Here is a 17559-nt window from a genome sequence, read left to right on the forward strand (position 1 = left end):
AGGTTGCAGGACGGCGTTCATGGGGATGCCTTCAAGTGGCGTGCAATGAAGTGGCCGATCTCGTCCAGCGAGCGCTGCGCGTCGCGCAGCGACAGCGCGACCTGGAACACGTGCGGCAGGTCGGGCCAGATGCGCAGCTCGGCCGCCACGCCGGCGGCGCGCGCACGCTCGACCGCGCGCACCGAGTCGTCGAGCAGCATCTCGCTCGACGAGACGTGGAAGGCCAGCGGCGGCAGGCCGTGCCAGTGGCCGAGCAGCGGCGACAGGCCGGGATCGGCGAGGTCGCGACCGGGTGCATAGGCCTCGCACAGCAGCGGCTGCGCGGCGAGGGTGAACATCCAGTCGCTGCGTTCGTTGCGTTGCCACGAGGGGCTGCCGCCGCACAGGTCGGTGACCGGTGACAACAGCACGGCGCAGGCCGGCAGCGGCAGGCCGCGATCACGCAGCCGCTGCAGCAGGGCGAGCGCGAGCGCACCGCCGGCCGAATCGCCGGCGATGCAGCAGCGCCGGGGGTCGAGGCCTTCTGCGGGTCCGTCTGCGACGGCGTTCGCGAGCAGCGCCGTGTACACGCGCTCCACATCGTCGAGGCCGGCCGGGTAGGGGTGCTCGGGCGCGAGCCGGTAGTCCGGCAGCAGCACGCGCAGGCCGGTGCGCTGCTGCAGGGCCGCGCCCAATGCGCGATAGGTCGCCGGCATGTGCACGCAGAAGCCGCCGCCGTGCAGGTACAGCAGCACGCCGTGCTGCGCGGCGGCGGCGTCGCCGATCCAGCAGCCGGCGACACCCTCGAGCTGCACCGATTGAACGGCTGCGTCGCGGCCGCCACCGACCCAGCGATCGGCGCGCGCTGCGTGGGCTCGCAGCCGGCGGATGCCTTCGGGCCCCGCGAGCCGCCGCCACAGCGGCTTCAGCAGCGCGCGCAGCAGCAGCCGCAGCAACAGCTTGCGGCAGCGGTCGAGCCAGTTGCCCATCACACCGTCGAGTGTGCCGCGGCGCCGACATCGGCAACACCCGCTCGGCGACGCTCAGCGGCGGCTCGATCCCTTCTTGGTGGCGAGCTGCTCCCAGATGCGCTCGACCATGTCGTTGCTGCGATCGGCCGCGCGGTACAGGCGCACCTCCAGCTCGCAGTGCCATTTCAATGAGCCGGCCGTGACCAGGCGGCCCTCCTTGACCTCGCGCGTCGTCGAACTCTGCGGCAACCATCCGAGCCCGTGACCGGCCAGGACCATGGCCTTGAGCGCCTCGGCCATGTGGGTGTCGAACCGCCGCGTCAGGTGGAACGGCTCGCCGGCGTTGAGCAGGATCATCTCGACGACCTGGCCGAGGTAGGCGCCGGAGGAATAAGACAGGAACGGCACGACGTCCCCGGCCCGGCCGGGCACCTTGAACCGGGGCGCGCCACTCGGCAGTGGCGCGGAGAACGGCGCCATGCGCTCGGTGGAGAGCGTCAGGTGAGGGAAGCGCTTCGAATCGAGCAGCACCGGCAACTGCGGATGGTGATAGCCAAGAAGCAGATCGGTGGCGCCCTCGGTGAGGGCCAGAGCGCCGTCGGCGACGTTGACGGCATTGACGTGCGCGAGGACGTTGCCCAGCGCGGCGCGAAGCTCGTTGAGCCACTGCGGGAAGAAGGATACCGACAAGGTGTGCGCCACCGAGAACCGGATCAGGCTCTCGGCGATGGCCGTCTGTCCACGCAGCAGTGCGCGCATGTCGTAGGTGCGACGCATCATGTCGGTGGCGAACTCGCGGAAGATGCGTCCGGACGGTGTCAGCTGAATGCGCGAGCCGCGGCGATCGATGAGCTCGACGCCGAGCCATTCCTCCAGGGACTGCATGTGACGGCTGAACGTCGGCTGCGACACGTTGCGTCGTTCGGCCGCCCGGGCGAAGCCCTTCGCGTCGGCGAGGGTGAGGAAATCTTCGATCCACCTGACTTGCATGCGGCCCCCTTGCTCGATGCGGAAAATCGTGCCCAACCATGCAGAATGTGAATCACAGGATTGTATTCACGCCTGGCTCCCCTAGTATCCATGCACTTTTCGTAATCAAGGCACACGACAGCGGCATGGCGACAACACGCATCGAGCACGACCTTCTCGGCGACCGGGAGGTCCCGGGCAGCGCCTACTACGGCGTCCACACCCTTCGTGCGGTGGAGAACTTCCCGATCAGCGGCATCACGGTCTCGGCGTATCCCGACCTGGTCAATGCGCTGGCCGCGATCAAGCAGGCCGCGGCACGCACGAACCAGGAACTGGGGCTGCTGAGCCCCACGCTCGCCGACGCGATCGAGCGCGCGTGTGAGCTGGTGCGCACAGGCCGCGCTCACGACCAGTTCGTGGTCGACGTCATTCAGGGCGGCGCGGGCACGTCGACCAACATGAACGCCAACGAGGTGATCGCGAACCTCGCGCTGGAGCTGCTGGGGCACGAGAAGGGCCAGTACGGCGAGCTGCATCCGAACGAGCACGTGAACATGAGCCAGAGCACCAACGACGTCTATCCGACGGCGCTGAAGGTGGCCGGTTATGTCGGCGTGCAAGGGCTGATCGAAGCGATGGAAGTGCTGCGCGCGGCGTTCCACGACAAGGCGGTGGAGTTCGCCGATGTGCTGAAGATGGGCCGAACCCAGCTGCAGGACGCCGTGCCGATGACGGTGGGCCAGGAGTTCTCGACCTACGTCGTGATGCTGGAGGAGGACATCCTGCGGCTGCGCGAGGCAGCGCAGCTGATCCTGGAGATCAACCTCGGCGCGACGGCGATCGGCACGGGGATCAACGCCCACCCCGACTACGCGAAGAAGGTGTGCGAGCACCTCGGGCGCATCACCGGCATCGGGTTCCTGACGGCGCCCAACCTGGTGGAGGCGACCCAGGACTGCGGCGCATTCGTGCAGCTGTCGGGCGTGCTCAAGCGCGTGGCGGTCAAGATCTCCAAGGTCTGCAACGACCTGCGGCTGCTGTCCTCGGGGCCCCGCGCGGGCCTGGGAGAGATCAACCTGCCGCCGATGCAGGCGGGGTCGTCGATCATGCCGGGCAAGGTGAATCCGGTGATTCCGGAGGTCGTGAACCAGGTGGCGTTCGAGGTCATCGGCAACGACTTGACGATCAGCTTCGCCGCCGAGGCGGGTCAGCTCCAGCTCAATGCGTTCGAGCCGATCATCGCGCACAGCCTCTTCAAGAGCGTGAGCCACCTGCGCACGGCGATGCTGACGCTGGCCGAGCGCTGCGTGCGAGGCATCACCGTGAACCGCGAGGCACTGCGCCACAGCGTGCAGAGCTCGATCGGGCTGGTGACGGCCCTGAACCCGTACATCGGCTACGTCAATGCAACGCTGATCGCCCAGGAAGCGCTGCTGACCGGCGCCAGCGTCTACGACCTGGTGATCCAGAAGCAGCTGCTGTCAGCGCAGCAGCTCGACCAGATCCTGCGCCCCGAGGTGCTCACGCAGCCCCGGGTGCAGCTGCGCCTGCAGTAGGGCGCTCGCGTGGGCGGGAGGGCGGCCTACAGCCCCAGCTCCTTCAGCACCGCTTCGCGCAGCGCCTGCACCTCGGGGCTCGCCAGCCGGCGCGGGTGCGGCAGGTCCACCGCAAAGCCGGCCTGGATCGTCGCCGGCCGCGGCGACAGCACAAGGATGCGGTCGGCCAGGTAGATCGCCTCCTCGACGTCGTGCGTGATCAGCAGCACCGTGTGGCGCTCCTCGGCGAGCACGCGCAGCAGCTCGTTGCGCATGCGCAGGTTCATCAGCGCGTCGAGTGCCGAGAACGGCTCGTCCATGTACAGGATGTCGGGCTTGACGACCAGCGCGCGCGCGATCTCCACGCGCTTGAGCATGCCGCCCGAAAGCTCATGCGGGTAGGCATGCTCGAACCCCTTCAGGCCCACCATCGCGGCGTAGTGATCGGCGAGCGCGGCCTTGTCGCCATGCTCGTCGCCATTCAGGCCGAACATCAGGTTCTGCTGCACCGTCAGCCACGGGAATACCGAGCCGTGTTGCGAGATCACGATGCCGTTCGGACCCGGCCGCGTGAGCAGCGCGCCGTCGATCAGCACGCGGCCGGCGTCGGGCCGCTCGAAGCCGGCGACGATGTTCATCAGCGTCGACTTGCCGCAGCCGGACGGTCCGACGATGGCGACGAACTCCCCTTCGGCGAGCGAGAAGCTGACGCCATCGACAACGGGCAGCGAGCCCTTGGCGGTGACGAAGCCCTTGCGGAGGTGATCGACGACGATCTTCGGGCCGGCCGCGGTCGGCGCGGCGCGGCGGCGCTCATCCTGCCCGGCCATGTCAGCGGACATAGCGCCACCTCACCGTTTTCAGTCGTTCGAGCAGGCGCGTGCTGGTGTCGAGCAGCAGGCCGATGGCGCCGATGATGATCATGCCGGCGATCACCAGGTCGTAGCGGTTGCCGGCGTTGCGCGAGTCCATGATCATGTAGCCCAGGCCCGAGCGCAACGCGATCATCTCGGCTGCGACGACCACGAGCCAGGCGACGCCGATGCCGATGCGCATGCCGACGATCATCTCCGGCAGCACCGCCGGGATCACCACCTGGCGGAACAGCACCGCGCGTGAGACGCCGAAGTTCGCCGCCGCGCGCAGGTATCGGCGCTCGATGGTGTGCACGCCGGCGGTCGTCTGCACGATCATCGGGAACACCGACGAGATGAAGATCAGGAAGATCGGCGACAGGTCGCCGACGCCGAACCACAGGATCGAGATCGGGATCCACGCGATCGGCGAGATCGGCCGCAGCATCTGGAAGATCGGATTCAGCGTGCGGTAGGCGCTGGCCACCCAGCCCATCCACAGCCCCAGCGGCACGGCCAGCAGCAACGCCAGGCCGAAGCCGACGCCGACGCGAAACAGCGACGCGCCGATGTGCTCCCACAGCGTGCCGTCCTCGGCCAGTTCCGCCGCGCCGGTCACCACCTGCCACGGCGTCGGGAAGATCGCGCTCTCGCTCTCCACGACGATCCCCCACCACGCGGCGATCACGAGCGCCATCAGGATCAACGGCGGCACGATGCGCCGCAGGCGTTCTGCCATGTCCTTCACCGGTTAGCCTCTCCATTGGATTGCACGTTGTTCATCGGCGACTCGCCACCCCGTGCAGCCCCGCCGCGCAAGATGCGCTCCAACCGCTGCAGCCGCCACTGCAGGCGCGGCCAGCCGGCCTGCGGCGCCGGATCGACGATCACGCTCATCTGCCCGCTCGCATGCGCGGTGCACGCGAAGCTGTAGGTCGACGCGGTCTCGAACGGCAGCCGGAAGCTCTGGCCGGGCATGATCAGCACCGGCCCGAACACCTGCGGCACGTCGTCGCGGTTGCGCAGCAGCAGCACGTCGTTCAGGCCCAGCGTCAGGCGGATCGTGTCGGGCAGGATCTCGACCTTGTCGCCCGCCATGCGACGCGCCCAGGTGCCCTTGGGAATCTCGAAGGGCTCGTCGCGCGAGCCGAGCACCACCGGCGCGAGGGCGGCCCACCCGAGCACGCCGGCGAGCAGCAGGGTCGCGGCCAACAGCAGCGCCGCGCGCCGCCGGACACGTCGCGTCGGGGTCATAAGTGCACCCCTGGCGCTTCGCGCCTCCCCGCCGAGCGGGGGCTGAGCCCCTGGGACCCGAAGGGGCCCCTTCGGGTCCCGTGGCGGCCGGGCGGGGCTCACTGCGCTACAAGGATGCGGAGGTCGTGCACGTAGTCCTTCGCGGCACGGCCGTACGGCATCATGGCGCGCAGCCTGCCGGCGCGGTCGATCAGGTAGACCGACGAGGTGTGGTCCACCGCGTAGCTGTCGCCCATCGGCACCCTAGTGGCCGTCACGCCGTAGCGCTTGCGCACGTCGGCGAGCGCCTGCGGCGTGCCGGTGGCACCGACGAAGCCGGGGTCGAAGGACTGCACGTAGGTTTTCAGGCGCGCCGCGTCGTCGCGTTGCGGATCGACGGTGACGAACATCACCTGCACGTCGGCACCGGCCGGCCCGAGGGCGCGGCGCGCTTCGGCCAAGGTGGCCAGCGTCGTCGGGCACACCGCGGCGCAGTTCGTGAAGCCGAAAGACATCACCAGCACCTTGCCGCGAAAGCGCGCGGGACCCAGGTCGGCGCTGCCGTCGGAGCCGCGCAGCGCGAACGCCGGCGCGGGCGCCGGCGGCTCGAACACGCCGGCCTTCAGCGGCGCAGCCGAGTCGGCGGCGATCGCCGCGAGCGGCGCGGCGAGCAGCGCCGCGGTCAGGGTTCGGCGGCGCATCACAGCGTGATCGCGGCCGGGCGCGCGGCCTTCGCGAAGCTCTCGTCCATGTACCTCTCGTAGGCGACCGGCGACTTCAGCGTGCCGGCCTCGATCGACAGCTGCATCAGCTCGTCGAACTCGCTGCGGATCATGCGCAGGTCGCCATAGGTCACGCGGTCGGTCGGGTTCTCCATCACGAAGCGGATGATGTTCGGGTCCTGGTTGAAGTACTTGCGGCCGGCGGCGATGGCCACCGCCTTGTTGCGGTGGTTCTGCTTCTGGTCCAGCCAGACGCCGGCGCCGAGCACGTGGTTCACCAGGTCCTGCACCAGCGGCCGGTTCTCGGCGATCAGCTCCTCGCGCACCGTCAGGACGCAGCAGATGTAGTTGCGCCACTCGTCGCGCGTCATGCGCAGCGGCCGCGCATACCCTGCGCGCTGGGCCGCCGCGCCGAAGGGCTCGCCGGTGCAGTACGCGTCCACCGCCTTGGCGTACAGCGCGGCGGGCATGTCGGGCGGCGGCATCTCGACGACCTGAATGTCCTTGGGCGTCATGCCCTCGCGCGCGAGCATCTTGCGCAGGAACAGGAAGTCGACCGCGAAGCGGCTCGGGATGGCGATGCGTTTGCCCGTCAGGTCGCGGAACTTCTGGATCGTCGAGTCGGTGCGGACCATGATCACGGCGCCCGAGCGATGGCCGAGCGAGACGATCTTCACCGGGATCTTCTTGTCCGCCAGATCCATCACCAGCGGCGCGAGCATGTAGGCGGCCTGGATGCGGCCCGCCATCAGCGATTCCTTGATCTCCGGCCAACCGTTGTACTTGCTGAACTCGAACTGCGGCCCGCCGACCGCCGCCTTGGCGGCGCAGGCCACCGGCAGCGTCAGGTTGCAGGTGACGGGCAGGCCGCCGACCTGCAGCGGCTTGTCGGCCGCGGCAGCGAGTCCCGGCGCGGCTGCCGCGGCGGCGGCCTGGAGAAGCCGGCGACGCGTCAGGGTGGCGACCGGGGGGAACGGCATGGCGGGCGAATCCATCGCGGGAGGGCCAGGGGGTGGACGAACAGAGGTGCACGATTGTCTGCCATCCCCGCTCACGCCTCGCTGTCGGTGACGACGGACATCGATCGCTGGCGCAGGTGGCTGTTTCAGGGACACGGGCGCGATGCTCGCGTCCAGCACCGCAAGGACCATCTCTACCTCTGCATCAGCGAATGCCCGCTCTCCCTGCTACAGCCGGTCTTCGGTGCCCAGGATCGCCGTCGCCTGGCTGGAGAGCACGCCGCCATTGCCGTGCGCCAGCGCCAGTTGCGCGCCACGCACCTGGCGCTCGCCGCACTCGCCGCGCAGTTGGCGCACCGACTCGACCACCGTGAACAGCCCGAACATGCCCGGATGGCAATACGACAGCCCGCCTCCGCTGGTATTGACCGGCAGTACACCGCCCGGCGCGATGCGGCCGCCTTCGACGAAGGCGCCGCCTTCGCCCTTGGCGCAGAAGCCCAGGTCCTCGAGGAACAGCAGCGTATTGATCGTGAAGGCGTCGTAGACCTGAACGACATCGATGTCGGACGGCTTCACGCCCGCCTGTGCGTAGGCGCGGGCGCCGGACAACTTGGCGCCGGTGACGGTGAGATCGGGCATCGCGGCGATGTCGGCATGCGTGACCGCGGAGGCCGCCGCCAGCAGGTAGGCCGGCCTGGCGTGATGGTCGCGCGCGCGCTCGGCGCGCACCAGCACGACGGCGGCGGCGCCATCGGTCACCAGGCAGCAGTCGCGCACGCCGAGCGGGTCGCTGACCAGGCGCGCATTGACAACGGTGTCCAGATCCAGCGGCTCGCGGGCGACCGCCTCGGGATTGAGCTGCGCCCAGCGCCGCGCCGCCACCGCCACTTCGGCCAGCTGGCGCTTGGTGGTGCCGTACTGATGCATATGACGCGCGGCAGCCAGCGCGTACGACGAGATCGGCCGCAGCGGCTTGTACGGCGCCTCCCACACGGAGGGGCGGCTGGTCTGCTGCAGCTTGCCGGCGGCGCTGGCCTGGTTGCTGCCGTAGGCGATCAGCGCCACGTCGGCCAGGCCGGCGTCGAGCACCAGCGCGGCATGTTCCAGGTGCAGCAGGAAGGCCGAGCCGCCGCTGCGGTTGTTGTCGCTGATCTTGGGAGTTATGCCGAGGTACTCGGCGAAGCTCAGTGTCGCCAGCGTGTCCTGCGGCTGCGCGATGAAGAGCGCGTCGACGTCGCGCGGCGCGAGACCGGCTTCGGCCAGCGCGCGCAGGCTGGCGTGCGCGGCCAGGTCGATCGCATCGAAACCCGGAGCCTTGCCGATGCCGAAAGTGGCGGCACCGACGATCGCAGTCCTGCCGCGCGGAAAGCCGTGCATCGCGGTTTCCTTCAGTTGGCCGGCACGAAGACCACGCGCGGGCCCTCGTCGCCGGCATCGATCTGCGCGACCACGGCCATGCCGATGCGCACCTGCGCCGGCGCGATGCCGGTGACGGTGCTCATCATCCGCGGGCCCTCGGCGAGCTCGATCAGCGCCACGTTGTAGTCGAGCGCCGGCGGCTTGCAACGCACGGTGGTGCTGGAGTACACCGTGCCGCGGCCCGAGGCCGGCACCCAGTGCAGGTCGGTCGCGCCGCTGCCCGGTGCCGCGATCCGTGGCGGGTGGATGAAGGCGCCACTCGCGCGCGATTGCAGCAGCATGAAGCGGCCGGCTTCGAGGTGTTGCCGGAACTGGCTTTCAGGATGCAGCAGCGTCTCCATCGGCGCTCAATGTCCGGTGAAGCGCGCGGCGCGCTTGTCCTTGAAGGCCTGCGTGCCTTCCTTGAAGTCGTCGGCCTGCACCGCCAGCGGCAGCATGCTGCCTTCGAGGTCCATGAACTGATCGAGCGTCAGCGTGGCGGCGACGTCGAACATGCGCTTGGCCAGGCCGAGCGCGATGGTCGGCGCGGCGGCGTACTCGTGCGCCAGCGCCAGCGCCTGGTCCATCAGCGCGGCATCGGGCACCACCTTGTTGACGAGGCCGAGCGCCAGCGCCTCGTCGGCGCCCACCATGCGTGCCGAGAAGGCGAGGTCCTTGGCTTGCGTCACCCCAAGCCGGCGCACCAGGAACCAGGCGCCGCCGGCATCGGGCGGCAGCGCAATCTTGCGCTGGATCTGCGAGAAGCGCGTGGTCTCGGAGGCCACGATCACATCGGCGGCCAGCGCCATCGACAAGCCCATGCCGACCGCGACGCCACGGGTCGCCGCGATCACCGGCTTCTGCACCCGCGCCAGCGCGCGGATCGCCTTGTGCATGTGGCGCGCGCGCAGGAACGAGCCGTTGAGCCCGCCCATGCCCATCTCGCCGATGTCGGCGCCGGCGCAGAAATCGGTGCCCGCGCCGGTGAGCACGACGGCGCGCAGCTCGGGCCGGTCGTTGATCTCCTCGCACAGTTCAGCCAAGCGGTCGCGCATCGCGAGCAGCATGGCGTTCTTCTTGTCGGGGCGGTCGAGGGTGACGATGCCGACAGCGCCGTCGATGGTGAAGCCGATGCTCATCGGTGACCTACATAGTTAACCTGGTGATGTAAGTTTAGGATCTCTGCCGTCGCGGAGTCTCAGGGATGACCCGAACGTATTCAACCTAGTTAACTAGGTAAGATCTTGGGCATGGATCTCCTGAGCTTCGAGCCCGCCACGCTGCCGCCCGGCATCGCCGGCTGGCGCCGCGAGGTGCGCGGCTTCCTGGCCGAGCATGCGGCTGGCATCCCGGCCGAACGGCGCGCCAATGCTTGGGGCGTGTTCGACGCGGCGTTCAGCCGCGCGCTCGGCGCGCGCGGCTGGATCGGCCTGACCTGGCCAACGCAGTACGGCGGCGCCGGGCGCAGCGCGCTCGAACGCTACGTGTTGCTGGAAGAGCTGCTCGCCGCGGGTGCGCCGGTGGGCGCGCATTGGATTGCCGACCGCCAGAGCGGCCCGGCTTTGCTGCGCTACGGCAGCGAGGCGCAGCGCCTGCGCTACCTGCCCGCGATCGCGCGCGGCGAGTGCTTCTTCTGCATCGGCATGAGCGAGCCTGGCGCCGGCTCCGACCTCGCCGCGGTGCGCACGCGCGCCGAGCGGCGTGGCGAGCACTGGGTGCTCAACGGCCAGAAGCTGTGGACCACGCACGCGCACCAGGCACACATGATGATCACGCTGGTACGCACCGGCGAGGCCACAGGCGGCAAGCGCCACGAAGGGCTGAGCCAGTTCCTGGTCGACCTGAAGAGCCCCGGCGTCACGGTGCGGCCCATCGTCGACCTGGCCGGCGAGGTGCACTTCAACGAAGTCTTCTTCGACGACGTGCAACTGTCGCCCGGCATGCTGCTCGGTGTCTTGGGCCAAGGCTGGTCCCAGTGCACCAGCGAGCTGTCGCTCGAACGCAGCGGACCCGAGCGCTACCTGTCGAGCCACGCGTTGTTCGTCGAGTTCCTGCGTTGCGCTGATCCGGCCTCGCAGGCGCAGCGCATCGAGATCGGCCGCCTGAGCGCCGAGCTGTGGACCTTGCGCGAGATGTCGCTGTCGGTCGCCGCGCGCCTGGCCGCCGGCCAGGACCCGGCGCTGGAAGCGGCGATCGTCAAGGACCTGGGCAACAGCTTCGAGCAGGCCTTGCCGCGCCGCGTGCAGGCGCTGTTCGACGACGGGGTCGCGCTGTACGACGAGACGCCGCTGGCGCGCGTGCTGGCACTGCTGTTGCAGACCGCTCCGTCATTCTCGCTGCGCGGCGGCACACGCGAAATCCTGCGCGGAATCATCGCCAGGGGATTGGGGTTGAGATGAGCCCGCACGGCCGCCCGAAGGGCGAATTCCCCCTTGGGGGGACGGCGCGCAGCGCCAAGGGGGTCCAATGAGCAATGAACAGAGCCGCTTGCTGGCTGACACGCTGACTCGCTTGTTCCGGGATCAGGGCAAGACGCAGGCCGCGTTGTCCGAGGGCTGGAACCAGGGCCTCTGGCAGCAGCTGGAACAGATGGGCCTGCCGCTGCTGCTCGTACCCGAGGAGCAGGGCGGTGCCGGCGGCACGCTGGACGATGCGCTGGCCGTGGCGATGGCGCTCGGCGCGTTCGCCGTGGCGCTGCCGCTGGGCGAGGCCATGCTGGCGCGCTGCGTGGCCGCACGCTGCGGCCTGGCGCTACCCGAAGCCGCGGCGCCCGTCGCGCTGGCCACCACCGCCACCGGCATGCTGGAAGCCGCCGCGGGTGATGCGCCGCCGCGTTTCACCGGCACGCTGCACGGCGTGCCCTGGGGGCGCCACCTGCACCAGGTGCTGGCGGTGATCGAGGAGGCGGGCGGCTGGCGGCTGCTGGCGCTGCCGGTCGCCGCTGCGTCGTGCCGACCCGCGCACAACCCGGCCGGCGAGCCGCGCGACCGACTGCAGTTCGATCAGGTGCCGGCGCTGGCCGTGCCGTGCCCGGCGCCACTCGCGCAGGGCCTGGTGTACGTGGGTGCGCTGTGGCGGGTCGGCCAGATGGCCGGCGCGATGCGCACGCTGCTGCAGCGCACGGTGGACCATGCCCGCGACCGCGTGCAGTTCGGCAAGCCCATCGGCAGCTTCCAGGCGATACAGCAGCAGCTCGCGCTGTTCGGCGCCGAGGTCGCGGCGGTGGGTTGCGCGGCGCAGGCGGCCTTTCGAAGCGCAGCGAGGGTGACGGTCGGCAGCGCAGCCCGTGCCGGCGCCGGCGGCGACGCACATTTCGAGATCGCCGCGGCCAAGCTGCGCGCGAACCTGGCGGTCGAGACTGCCACCGCGGTCGCGCACCAGGTGCACGGCGCGATCGGCTTCACGCGCGAGCACGATCTGCATCACTTCACGCGCCGCCTGCTGGCCTGGCGCAGCGAGTTCGGCAGCGACCGCCACTGGAGCGAGGCGCTCGGCCAGGCGGTGATCTCGCGCGGCGTCGATACCTTCTGGGCCGACCTGACGGCGCGCGGCGATGCCGCGGCCATCGCAGCGTGAGGACGACGATGAACGACGTCGCGATCGTCGCCACCGCACGCACGGCTATCGGCCGGGCCTTTCGCGGGGCCTTGAACGACACGCATGGCGCAACGCTCGGCGCGCACGTGATCGCTGCGGCGCTGCAACGCGCCGGCGTGCCGGCCGATGCGGTCGACGACGTGGTGCTCGGTTGTGCCTGGCAGGAGGGCGCCACCGGCAGCAACATCGCTCGCCAAGCCGCGCTGCGTGCCGGCCTGCCAGCGAGCGTGCCGGCGGCCACGCTCGACCGCAAGTGCGCGTCCGGCCTGAACGCGATCGCGATCGCCGCGAATGCGATCCGCTGCGGCGAGGCCGAGGTCGCGGTCGCCGGTGGCCTCGAATCGGTGTCGCTGGTGCAGGACCATCGCAACCGGCACCGCGCGGTCGACGAAGCGCTGATGGCCACTTGGCCCGGCGTCTACGCGACGATGATCGCCACCGCCGAGAACGTCGCGCAGCGCTACCGCATCGGCCGTGACGCGCAGGACGCCTATGCGCTGCAGAGCCAGCAGCGCACCGCCGCCGCGCAGGCGGCCGGCGCCTTCGATACCGAGATCGCGCCGATCGACGTGGTGCAGGCGCTGCGCGACAAGCAGGGCCAGTCCACCGGCACGCAGGCCGTGCGTCTGCAGCGTGACGAGGGCAACCGGCCGGACACGACCGCCGCGGGCCTGGCGGCGCTGAAGCCGATCGCCGGCGCCGACGGCGTAGTCACCGCGGGCAATGCAAGCCAGCTGTCCGACGGTGCATCGGTGTGCGTGCTGATGGACGCGCGGCGCGCAGAGCGCCTCGGCCTGCCGGTGCTCGGCCTCTTCCGCGGCTTCGCGGTGGCCGGCTGTGCGCCCGACGAGATGGGCATCGGACCGGTGTTCGCGGTGCCGAAGCTGCTGCAGCGCCATGGTCTCGCCGTCGGCGACATCGGCCTGTGGGAGCTGAACGAAGCCTTTGCGGTGCAGGTGCTGTACTGCCGCGACCAGCTCGGCATCGACGATGCGCGCCTGAACGTCAATGGCGGCGCGATCAGCATCGGCCACCCGTTCGGCATGAGCGGCTCGCGCCTCGTCGGCCATGCGCTGATCGAAGGCCGCCGCCGCGGCGTGCGCCACGCCGTCGTGACGATGTGCGTCGGCGGCGGCATGGGCGCGGCCGCGTTGCTCGAGATCGCATGAACTATCGAAGGACTCCATGAACACCACCCAGCAGATCCCGATCGCCGACGGCCTCTTCACCTGGCCGTCGGCCACGCCGCAACTGATCGGCGGCCACTGCACTGAGTGCGGCGGCTGGCACTTCCCGGCGCAGGACAACTGCCCGCATTGCGCCGGCTTGAGCGTGGAGCGCACGCCGATGAGCCGGCGCGGCATCCTCTGGACCTGGACCGTGCAGGCCTTCCCGCCGCCGGTGCCGCCCTACCGCGGGCCGGTGCAGGACTTCGTGCCCTTCGGCGTCGGTTACGTCGAGCTGGCGGAAGGCCTGCGCGTGCAGGGCCGGCTCACCGTCAACGATGCCGCGCAGCTGAAGATCGGCATGCCGATGGAGCTGGTCCTCGAACCCTTCGGCACCGATGCGCAGGGCCGCACGGTGCTCGGCTTTGCCTTCGCCCCCGCCTAACGGAAAAAAGACATGGCCAACGACATTGCAATCATCGGCGTCGGGCTGCATCCCTTCGGCCGCCACGATCACCTGTCCGCGATCGAGATGGGCGTGCAGGCCGCGCGCCTCGCGATGGCCGATGCGGGGGTGCGCTGGCCGGACATCCAGGTGGCGTATGCCGGCAGCCTCTCGGTGATGATGCCCGAGACGATGAACAAGTTTCTGGGGCTGACCGGCATCCCGTTCTCGAAGCTTTTCAACGGCTGCGCCACCGGTGGCAACCTGCTGCTGAACGTCATCAACGCCATCCGCGCCGGCACGGCCGACGTGGGCATCGCGATCGGGCTGGACAAACATCCGAAGGGCGCGTTCTCGTCCGGCGAGACCATGGATTCGACCGGCCTGCCGCAGTGGTACGGCGAAGCCGGCCTGGCGGTGAACCCGCAGTTCTTCGCGATGAAGCTGCAGCGCTACATGCACGACTTCGGCATCACGCCGCGCACGCTGACGCGCACGGCAGTCAAGGCCTTCGCCAACGGCGCGCTGAACCCGGCGGCGTGGCGCCGCACGGCGCTGACGGCCGAGGAGATCGATGCGTCGCGCATCGTCTGCGATCCGCTGCGCAAGTACCACTTCTGCTCGCCCAGCGACGGCGCGGCGGCGGCGGTGGTGTGCCGTGCCGACATCGCGCACCGTTTCAGCGGCACGCCGATCTACGTGCGCGCCGGTGAGTTCCGCACCCGTCAGGGCGGCTCGTTCGACGTGCAGAACCCGTCGTTCGCATCGCGCGAGACGCCCGGCGCCAGCGCGGCCGCGGCGCGCGCCGCGTTCACGGCCGCCGGCATCGGGCCGGACGAGATCGACATTGTTCAGGTGCAGGACACCGAGGTCGGCCACGAGCTGATGCACCTGGCCGAGCTCGGCCTGTGTCGCGACGGCGAGCAGGAGGCATTGGTGCACGACGGCGTCACCGAACGCGGTGGCCGCCTGCCGGTCAACACCGATGGCGGCCTGCTCGCCAATGGCGAGCCGATCGGCGCCTCGGGACTGCGGCAAATCCATGAGATCTGCCGTCAGCTGCGTGGCGTCGCCGGGCCGCACCAGGTCCCGCGGGCGCTGAAGACGGGGCTCACGCACGTCTATGGCTTCCCGGGGTCGAGCTGCGTGACCATTCTGTCGCGTTGAGCGCCATGCGCGCCTGGGTCAGCCATGGTGCCGGGCTCGAGCATTTGCGGCTCGAGCAGCGCGAGACGCCGCGTCCCAGCCCCGGCCAGGTGCTGCTGCGCGTGCGTGCGGCAGCCGTGAACCTGCGCGATCACAAGATGGCGCTGGGCGCGTACGGCGACGCGACCGGCCGCGTCCTGGGCGGGGAGTGCGTCGGCGAGATCGCGGCGCTGGGCCCAGGCGTCGCCGGCTGGCGCATCGGCCAGCGCGTGAACCCGCTCTTCGTGCAAGCCTGGACCGGCGATCGCATCGCCGCGGCCGACATCGCGGCCAGCACGCTCGGCGGATTGCAGCGCGACGGCTGCTTCGCCGATTACCTGCTGGCCGATGCCGCGGCGCTGGTCGAGGTGCCGGCTCATTTGAGCGATAGGAAGGCGGCAACGCTGCCCTTCGCCGGGCTCACCGCATGGTGTGCGCTCGGTGGCGCCACGGGTGTCCGGTCGGGCGACGTGGTCGTCGTGCAGGGCACCAACGGCGTGATGCTGTTCGCGCTGCAGCTGGCGCAGGCGGCCGGCGCCGAAGTCATCGTCAGCTCGAAGAGCGACGACAAGCTGGCGCGTGCGCGAAGCTTGGGCGCGGCGCACACGATCAATTACCTGGCGGTGCCGCAATGGGCCGACGCGGTGCACGAGATCACGCGCGGCCGCGGCGCCGACCGCGTGCTCGACCCCGGCGGCGCCGCGACGATCGCGCAGTCGCTGCAGGCGCTGCGACCGGGCGGCCGCTGCAGCGTCGTCGGCGCGCTCGGCGCGAGCCCGGAGCTGCCGGTGGCGCTGCCGTGGCTGCTCGGCCACCAGCTGCAACTGCAGGGCAACAACGCCGGGCCGCTGGCCGAACAGCGTGCGCTCGCGCAGGCCGTCGCGGCGGCGCGGCTGCAGCCCGAGATCGAAACCACCTGGCCTTTCGAGGCCTTGCCCGAGGCCCTGGCTGCGGCGCCGCGCGCCGAGCAGTTCGGCAAGGTCGTGCTGCAGATCGATTGAGAACCTGCGAAGACATGGACTTCAACGACACCCCCGACGAGGCGGCCTTCCGCGCTGAAGCCCGCGCCTGGTTGCAAGCGAACGCCAAGCCGCGCGATGCGACGCAGTCGCTGGCGATCAACCAGGAAACCGGCGACTTCAGCGCCGACTTCCCGCGCGCTCGCGCCTGGCAGGTGGCCAAGTTCGAGGGCGGCTTCGGTGCCATCTACTTTCCGCGTCAGCACGGCGGGCGCGGCGGCAGTGCGCTGGAGCACATGATCTTTGCGCAGGAGGAAGCCGCCTTCGACGTGCCTGCGACGAATCACTTCATGATCGTCAACCGCGGCTGCTGCGCGCTGCTGATGAAGCACGGCAGCCGGCCGCTGCATCACGAGCTGATCCGCCCGTCGCTGCGCGGCGACCTGCTGTGGTGCCAGCTCTTCAGCGAGCCGGGCGCGGGCTCGGACCTGGCGGGCGTGCGCACGCGCGCCGAACGTGATGGCGACGAGTGGGTCTTCAACGGCCAGAAGATCTGGACCAGCAACGCGCACCTGGCCGACTGGGGCGTGCTGCTCGCGCGCAGCGATGCCACGGTGCCCAAGCACAAGGGCCTGAGCTTTTTCATCGTCGACATGAAGTCGCCGGGCATTCGCACGCGGCCGATCCGGCAGCTCACCGGCGGCAGCAACTTCAATGAGGTCTTCCTCGAGGACCTGCGCGTGCCCGATGCCTGCCGCATCGGCGACATTGGCGCGGGCTGGAAGGTGGTGGTCTCCTTCCTGGCCGGCGAGCGCGGCAACATCGCCGTCAAGGAGCTGCAGCCGCTGATCGCCGCGCTGGTGCGGCTGGCGCGCCAGGTGCACATCGGCGGCCGCCCGGCGATCGAGGACGGCGGCGTGCGCGAGCGGCTGGCCGGCTTCCACGTGCGCGAGGCCGGCGTGCGCCACACGGTGCAGCGCATGCTCACCGCGCTGGCGCGACGCGAGGAGCCCGGGCCGGAGATCGCCATCGGCAAGCTGGTGCTCGGCACGCTGGTGCAGGAGATGACCGCCTTCGCGCTCGACCTGATGGGCGGGCAGGGCGCGGTGCTGGACGCCGCGCACGCGCCGCTGGCCGGCGTGTGGCCCAACGAATGGCTCGGCTCGGTCGTCGATCGCCTCGGCGGCGGCAGCGACGAGATCATGCGCAACGTGATCGGCGAGCGCATCCTCGGGCTGCCGGAGGATGTGCGCGTCGACAAGCAGTTGCCGTTCAATGCGTTGGGCGGAGGGGCGCGATGACGCGCGGCGGTGAGGCAGCTGACGGCCCGTTGCGGTCGTTGGAGTGCTGTTGGCTTGCGATGGCGGGAGCGGCAAAGCCGGGCGCGGGCTGCACGGCCCGGGCGAGATGGCGGTCGGCCCTGGGGGGCCGACTGCTCTGCGCTGCTCGCAGACGCGGGATGGGCGGACAACTCGCGGCCGAGTACAGCCGCTCAGACACGTCCGCCCAGCTCCCTTCGGTCGCCGACCCGCGCCTGCTGCGCTGCTCGACGCTCATCTCTGAATGCCCGGGCCGCGCAGC

General features: G+C 70.2%; 18 protein-coding genes. 8 read left to right on the forward strand and 10 right to left on the reverse strand.

Annotated features, from left to right (window positions below; all coding sequences use genetic code 11):
• Positions 1 to 17: 17 nt before the first annotated feature.
• Both HLB44_RS35935 and HLB44_RS35940 read right to left on the reverse strand, forming a co-directional pair.
• Complete coding sequence (locus HLB44_RS35935) at positions 18 to 968, reverse strand: alpha/beta hydrolase (RefSeq protein ID WP_173135514.1); 951 nt, start codon at positions 966 to 968, stop codon at positions 18 to 20.
• A gap of 54 nt (positions 969 to 1022) precedes the next feature.
• The gene (locus HLB44_RS35940) at positions 1023 to 1940 is read right to left on the reverse strand and encodes a LysR family transcriptional regulator (protein WP_173135516.1); all 918 of its coding nucleotides are present in this window, start codon (positions 1938 to 1940) and stop codon (positions 1023 to 1025) included.
• A 125-nt stretch (positions 1941 to 2065) separates the two neighbouring features.
• On the opposite strand from HLB44_RS35940, the gene aspA reads away from it, so the two are divergent.
• A complete protein-coding gene (aspA, locus tag HLB44_RS35945) occupies positions 2066 to 3478 on the forward strand; it encodes an aspartate ammonia-lyase (protein WP_173135518.1) in 1413 nt (470 codons plus the stop codon).
• Positions 3479 to 3504: 26 nt separating this feature from the next.
• Here aspA and HLB44_RS35950 read toward each other — a convergent pair whose 3' ends face one another.
• From HLB44_RS35950 to HLB44_RS35985, 8 genes are all read right to left on the reverse strand, one after another.
• Positions 3505 to 4299 (reverse strand): ABC transporter ATP-binding protein, encoded by a 795-nt coding sequence (locus tag HLB44_RS35950; RefSeq protein WP_246312672.1) that lies wholly within the window; start codon positions 4297 to 4299, stop codon positions 3505 to 3507.
• A complete protein-coding gene (locus HLB44_RS35955) occupies positions 4289 to 5050 on the reverse strand; it encodes an ABC transporter permease (protein ID WP_173135520.1) in 762 nt (253 codons plus the stop codon). Before HLB44_RS35955 ends, HLB44_RS35950 begins: the two co-directional genes overlap by 11 nt.
• 5 nt (positions 5051 to 5055) lie before the next feature.
• Entirely contained in the window at positions 5056 to 5565 is a 510-nt protein-coding gene (locus HLB44_RS35960) for a cupredoxin domain-containing protein (protein ID WP_246312673.1), read from the reverse strand.
• Positions 5566 to 5663: 98 nt separating this feature from the next.
• On the reverse strand, positions 5664 to 6245 hold the full coding sequence (locus HLB44_RS35965) for an SCO family protein (RefSeq protein WP_173135522.1): 582 nt from the start codon (positions 6243 to 6245) through the stop codon (positions 5664 to 5666).
• Complete coding sequence (locus HLB44_RS35970; protein ID WP_173135524.1) at positions 6245 to 7246, reverse strand: ABC transporter substrate-binding protein; 1002 nt, start codon at positions 7244 to 7246, stop codon at positions 6245 to 6247. The genes HLB44_RS35965 and HLB44_RS35970 overlap by 1 nt, the downstream gene beginning before the upstream one ends.
• A 207-nt stretch (positions 7247 to 7453) precedes the next feature.
• Positions 7454 to 8605, reverse strand: a complete 1152-nt coding sequence (locus tag HLB44_RS35975) for a thiolase (protein ID WP_173135527.1) — start codon at positions 8603 to 8605, stop codon at positions 7454 to 7456.
• A gap of 11 nt (positions 8606 to 8616) precedes the next feature.
• On the reverse strand, positions 8617 to 8988 hold the full coding sequence (locus HLB44_RS35980; RefSeq protein ID WP_173135530.1) for a Zn-ribbon domain-containing OB-fold protein: 372 nt from the start codon (positions 8986 to 8988) through the stop codon (positions 8617 to 8619).
• Positions 8989 to 8994: 6 nt separating this feature from the next.
• On the reverse strand, positions 8995 to 9765 hold the full coding sequence (locus tag HLB44_RS35985) for an enoyl-CoA hydratase/isomerase family protein (protein ID WP_173135533.1): 771 nt from the start codon (positions 9763 to 9765) through the stop codon (positions 8995 to 8997).
• A 111-nt stretch (positions 9766 to 9876) separates the two neighbouring features.
• Between HLB44_RS35985 and HLB44_RS35990 the strand changes: the two genes are divergently transcribed.
• From HLB44_RS35990 to HLB44_RS36020, 7 genes are all read left to right on the forward strand, one after another.
• Positions 9877 to 11025 (forward strand): acyl-CoA dehydrogenase family protein, encoded by a 1149-nt coding sequence (locus tag HLB44_RS35990; RefSeq protein ID WP_173135536.1) that lies wholly within the window; start codon positions 9877 to 9879, stop codon positions 11023 to 11025.
• Positions 11026 to 11092: 67 nt separating this feature from the next.
• Entirely contained in the window at positions 11093 to 12202 is a 1110-nt protein-coding gene (locus HLB44_RS35995; protein WP_173135540.1) for an acyl-CoA dehydrogenase family protein, read from the forward strand.
• Between the two features lie 8 nt (positions 12203 to 12210).
• Complete coding sequence (locus tag HLB44_RS36000; protein WP_173135543.1) at positions 12211 to 13392, forward strand: acetyl-CoA C-acyltransferase; 1182 nt, start codon at positions 12211 to 12213, stop codon at positions 13390 to 13392.
• A gap of 16 nt (positions 13393 to 13408) precedes the next feature.
• Positions 13409 to 13834 (forward strand): Zn-ribbon domain-containing OB-fold protein, encoded by a 426-nt coding sequence (locus HLB44_RS36005; RefSeq protein ID WP_173135546.1) that lies wholly within the window; start codon positions 13409 to 13411, stop codon positions 13832 to 13834.
• A 12-nt stretch (positions 13835 to 13846) separates the two neighbouring features.
• Positions 13847 to 15001: a thiolase family protein gene (locus HLB44_RS36010; RefSeq protein ID WP_173135549.1), complete on the forward strand. Its 1155-nt coding sequence runs from the start codon at positions 13847 to 13849 to the stop codon at positions 14999 to 15001.
• Positions 15002 to 15006: 5 nt separating this feature from the next.
• The gene (locus HLB44_RS36015) at positions 15007 to 16020 is read left to right on the forward strand and encodes a zinc-dependent alcohol dehydrogenase family protein (RefSeq protein ID WP_246312677.1); all 1014 of its coding nucleotides are present in this window, start codon (positions 15007 to 15009) and stop codon (positions 16018 to 16020) included.
• Positions 16021 to 16034: 14 nt separating this feature from the next.
• The gene (locus HLB44_RS36020) at positions 16035 to 17279 is read left to right on the forward strand and encodes an acyl-CoA dehydrogenase family protein (RefSeq protein ID WP_173135555.1); all 1245 of its coding nucleotides are present in this window, start codon (positions 16035 to 16037) and stop codon (positions 17277 to 17279) included.
• Positions 17280 to 17559 lie beyond the last annotated feature (280 nt).

This window comes from Pseudaquabacterium terrae (genome assembly GCF_013266755.1).
GTDB lineage: Bacteria > Pseudomonadota > Gammaproteobacteria > Burkholderiales > Burkholderiaceae_C > Pseudaquabacterium > Pseudaquabacterium terrae.

Bases quoted from the DNA above. Each gene is read 5' to 3' on its own strand.
- HLB44_RS35935 (WP_173135514.1), bottom strand. From the start codon at position 968: ATGGGCAACTGGCTCGACCGCTGCCGCAAGCTGTTGCTGCGGCTGCTG.
- HLB44_RS35940 (WP_173135516.1), bottom strand. From the start codon at position 1,940: ATGCAAGTCAGGTGGATCGAAGATTTCCTCACCCTCGCCGACGCGAAG.
- aspA (WP_173135518.1), top strand. From the start codon at position 2,066: ATGGCGACAACACGCATCGAGCACGACCTTCTCGGCGACCGGGAGGTC.
- HLB44_RS35950 (WP_246312672.1), bottom strand. From the start codon at position 4,299: ATGTCCGCTGACATGGCCGGGCAGGATGAGCGCCGCCGCGCCGCGCCG.
- HLB44_RS35955 (WP_173135520.1), bottom strand. From the start codon at position 5,050: ATGGCAGAACGCCTGCGGCGCATCGTGCCGCCGTTGATCCTGATGGCG.
- HLB44_RS35960 (WP_246312673.1), bottom strand. From the start codon at position 5,565: ATGACCCCGACGCGACGTGTCCGGCGGCGCGCGGCGCTGCTGTTGGCC.
- HLB44_RS35965 (WP_173135522.1), bottom strand. From the start codon at position 6,245: ATGCGCCGCCGAACCCTGACCGCGGCGCTGCTCGCCGCGCCGCTCGCG.
- HLB44_RS35970 (WP_173135524.1), bottom strand. From the start codon at position 7,246: ATGCCGTTCCCCCCGGTCGCCACCCTGACGCGTCGCCGGCTTCTCCAG.
- HLB44_RS35975 (WP_173135527.1), bottom strand. From the start codon at position 8,605: ATGCACGGCTTTCCGCGCGGCAGGACTGCGATCGTCGGTGCCGCCACT.
- HLB44_RS35980 (WP_173135530.1), bottom strand. From the start codon at position 8,988: ATGGAGACGCTGCTGCATCCTGAAAGCCAGTTCCGGCAACACCTCGAA.
- HLB44_RS35985 (WP_173135533.1), bottom strand. From the start codon at position 9,765: ATGAGCATCGGCTTCACCATCGACGGCGCTGTCGGCATCGTCACCCTC.
- HLB44_RS35990 (WP_173135536.1), top strand. From the start codon at position 9,877: ATGGATCTCCTGAGCTTCGAGCCCGCCACGCTGCCGCCCGGCATCGCC.
- HLB44_RS35995 (WP_173135540.1), top strand. From the start codon at position 11,093: ATGAGCAATGAACAGAGCCGCTTGCTGGCTGACACGCTGACTCGCTTG.
- HLB44_RS36000 (WP_173135543.1), top strand. From the start codon at position 12,211: ATGAACGACGTCGCGATCGTCGCCACCGCACGCACGGCTATCGGCCGG.
- HLB44_RS36005 (WP_173135546.1), top strand. From the start codon at position 13,409: ATGAACACCACCCAGCAGATCCCGATCGCCGACGGCCTCTTCACCTGG.
- HLB44_RS36010 (WP_173135549.1), top strand. From the start codon at position 13,847: ATGGCCAACGACATTGCAATCATCGGCGTCGGGCTGCATCCCTTCGGC.
- HLB44_RS36015 (WP_246312677.1), top strand. From the start codon at position 15,007: ATGCGCGCCTGGGTCAGCCATGGTGCCGGGCTCGAGCATTTGCGGCTC.
- HLB44_RS36020 (WP_173135555.1), top strand. From the start codon at position 16,035: ATGGACTTCAACGACACCCCCGACGAGGCGGCCTTCCGCGCTGAAGCC.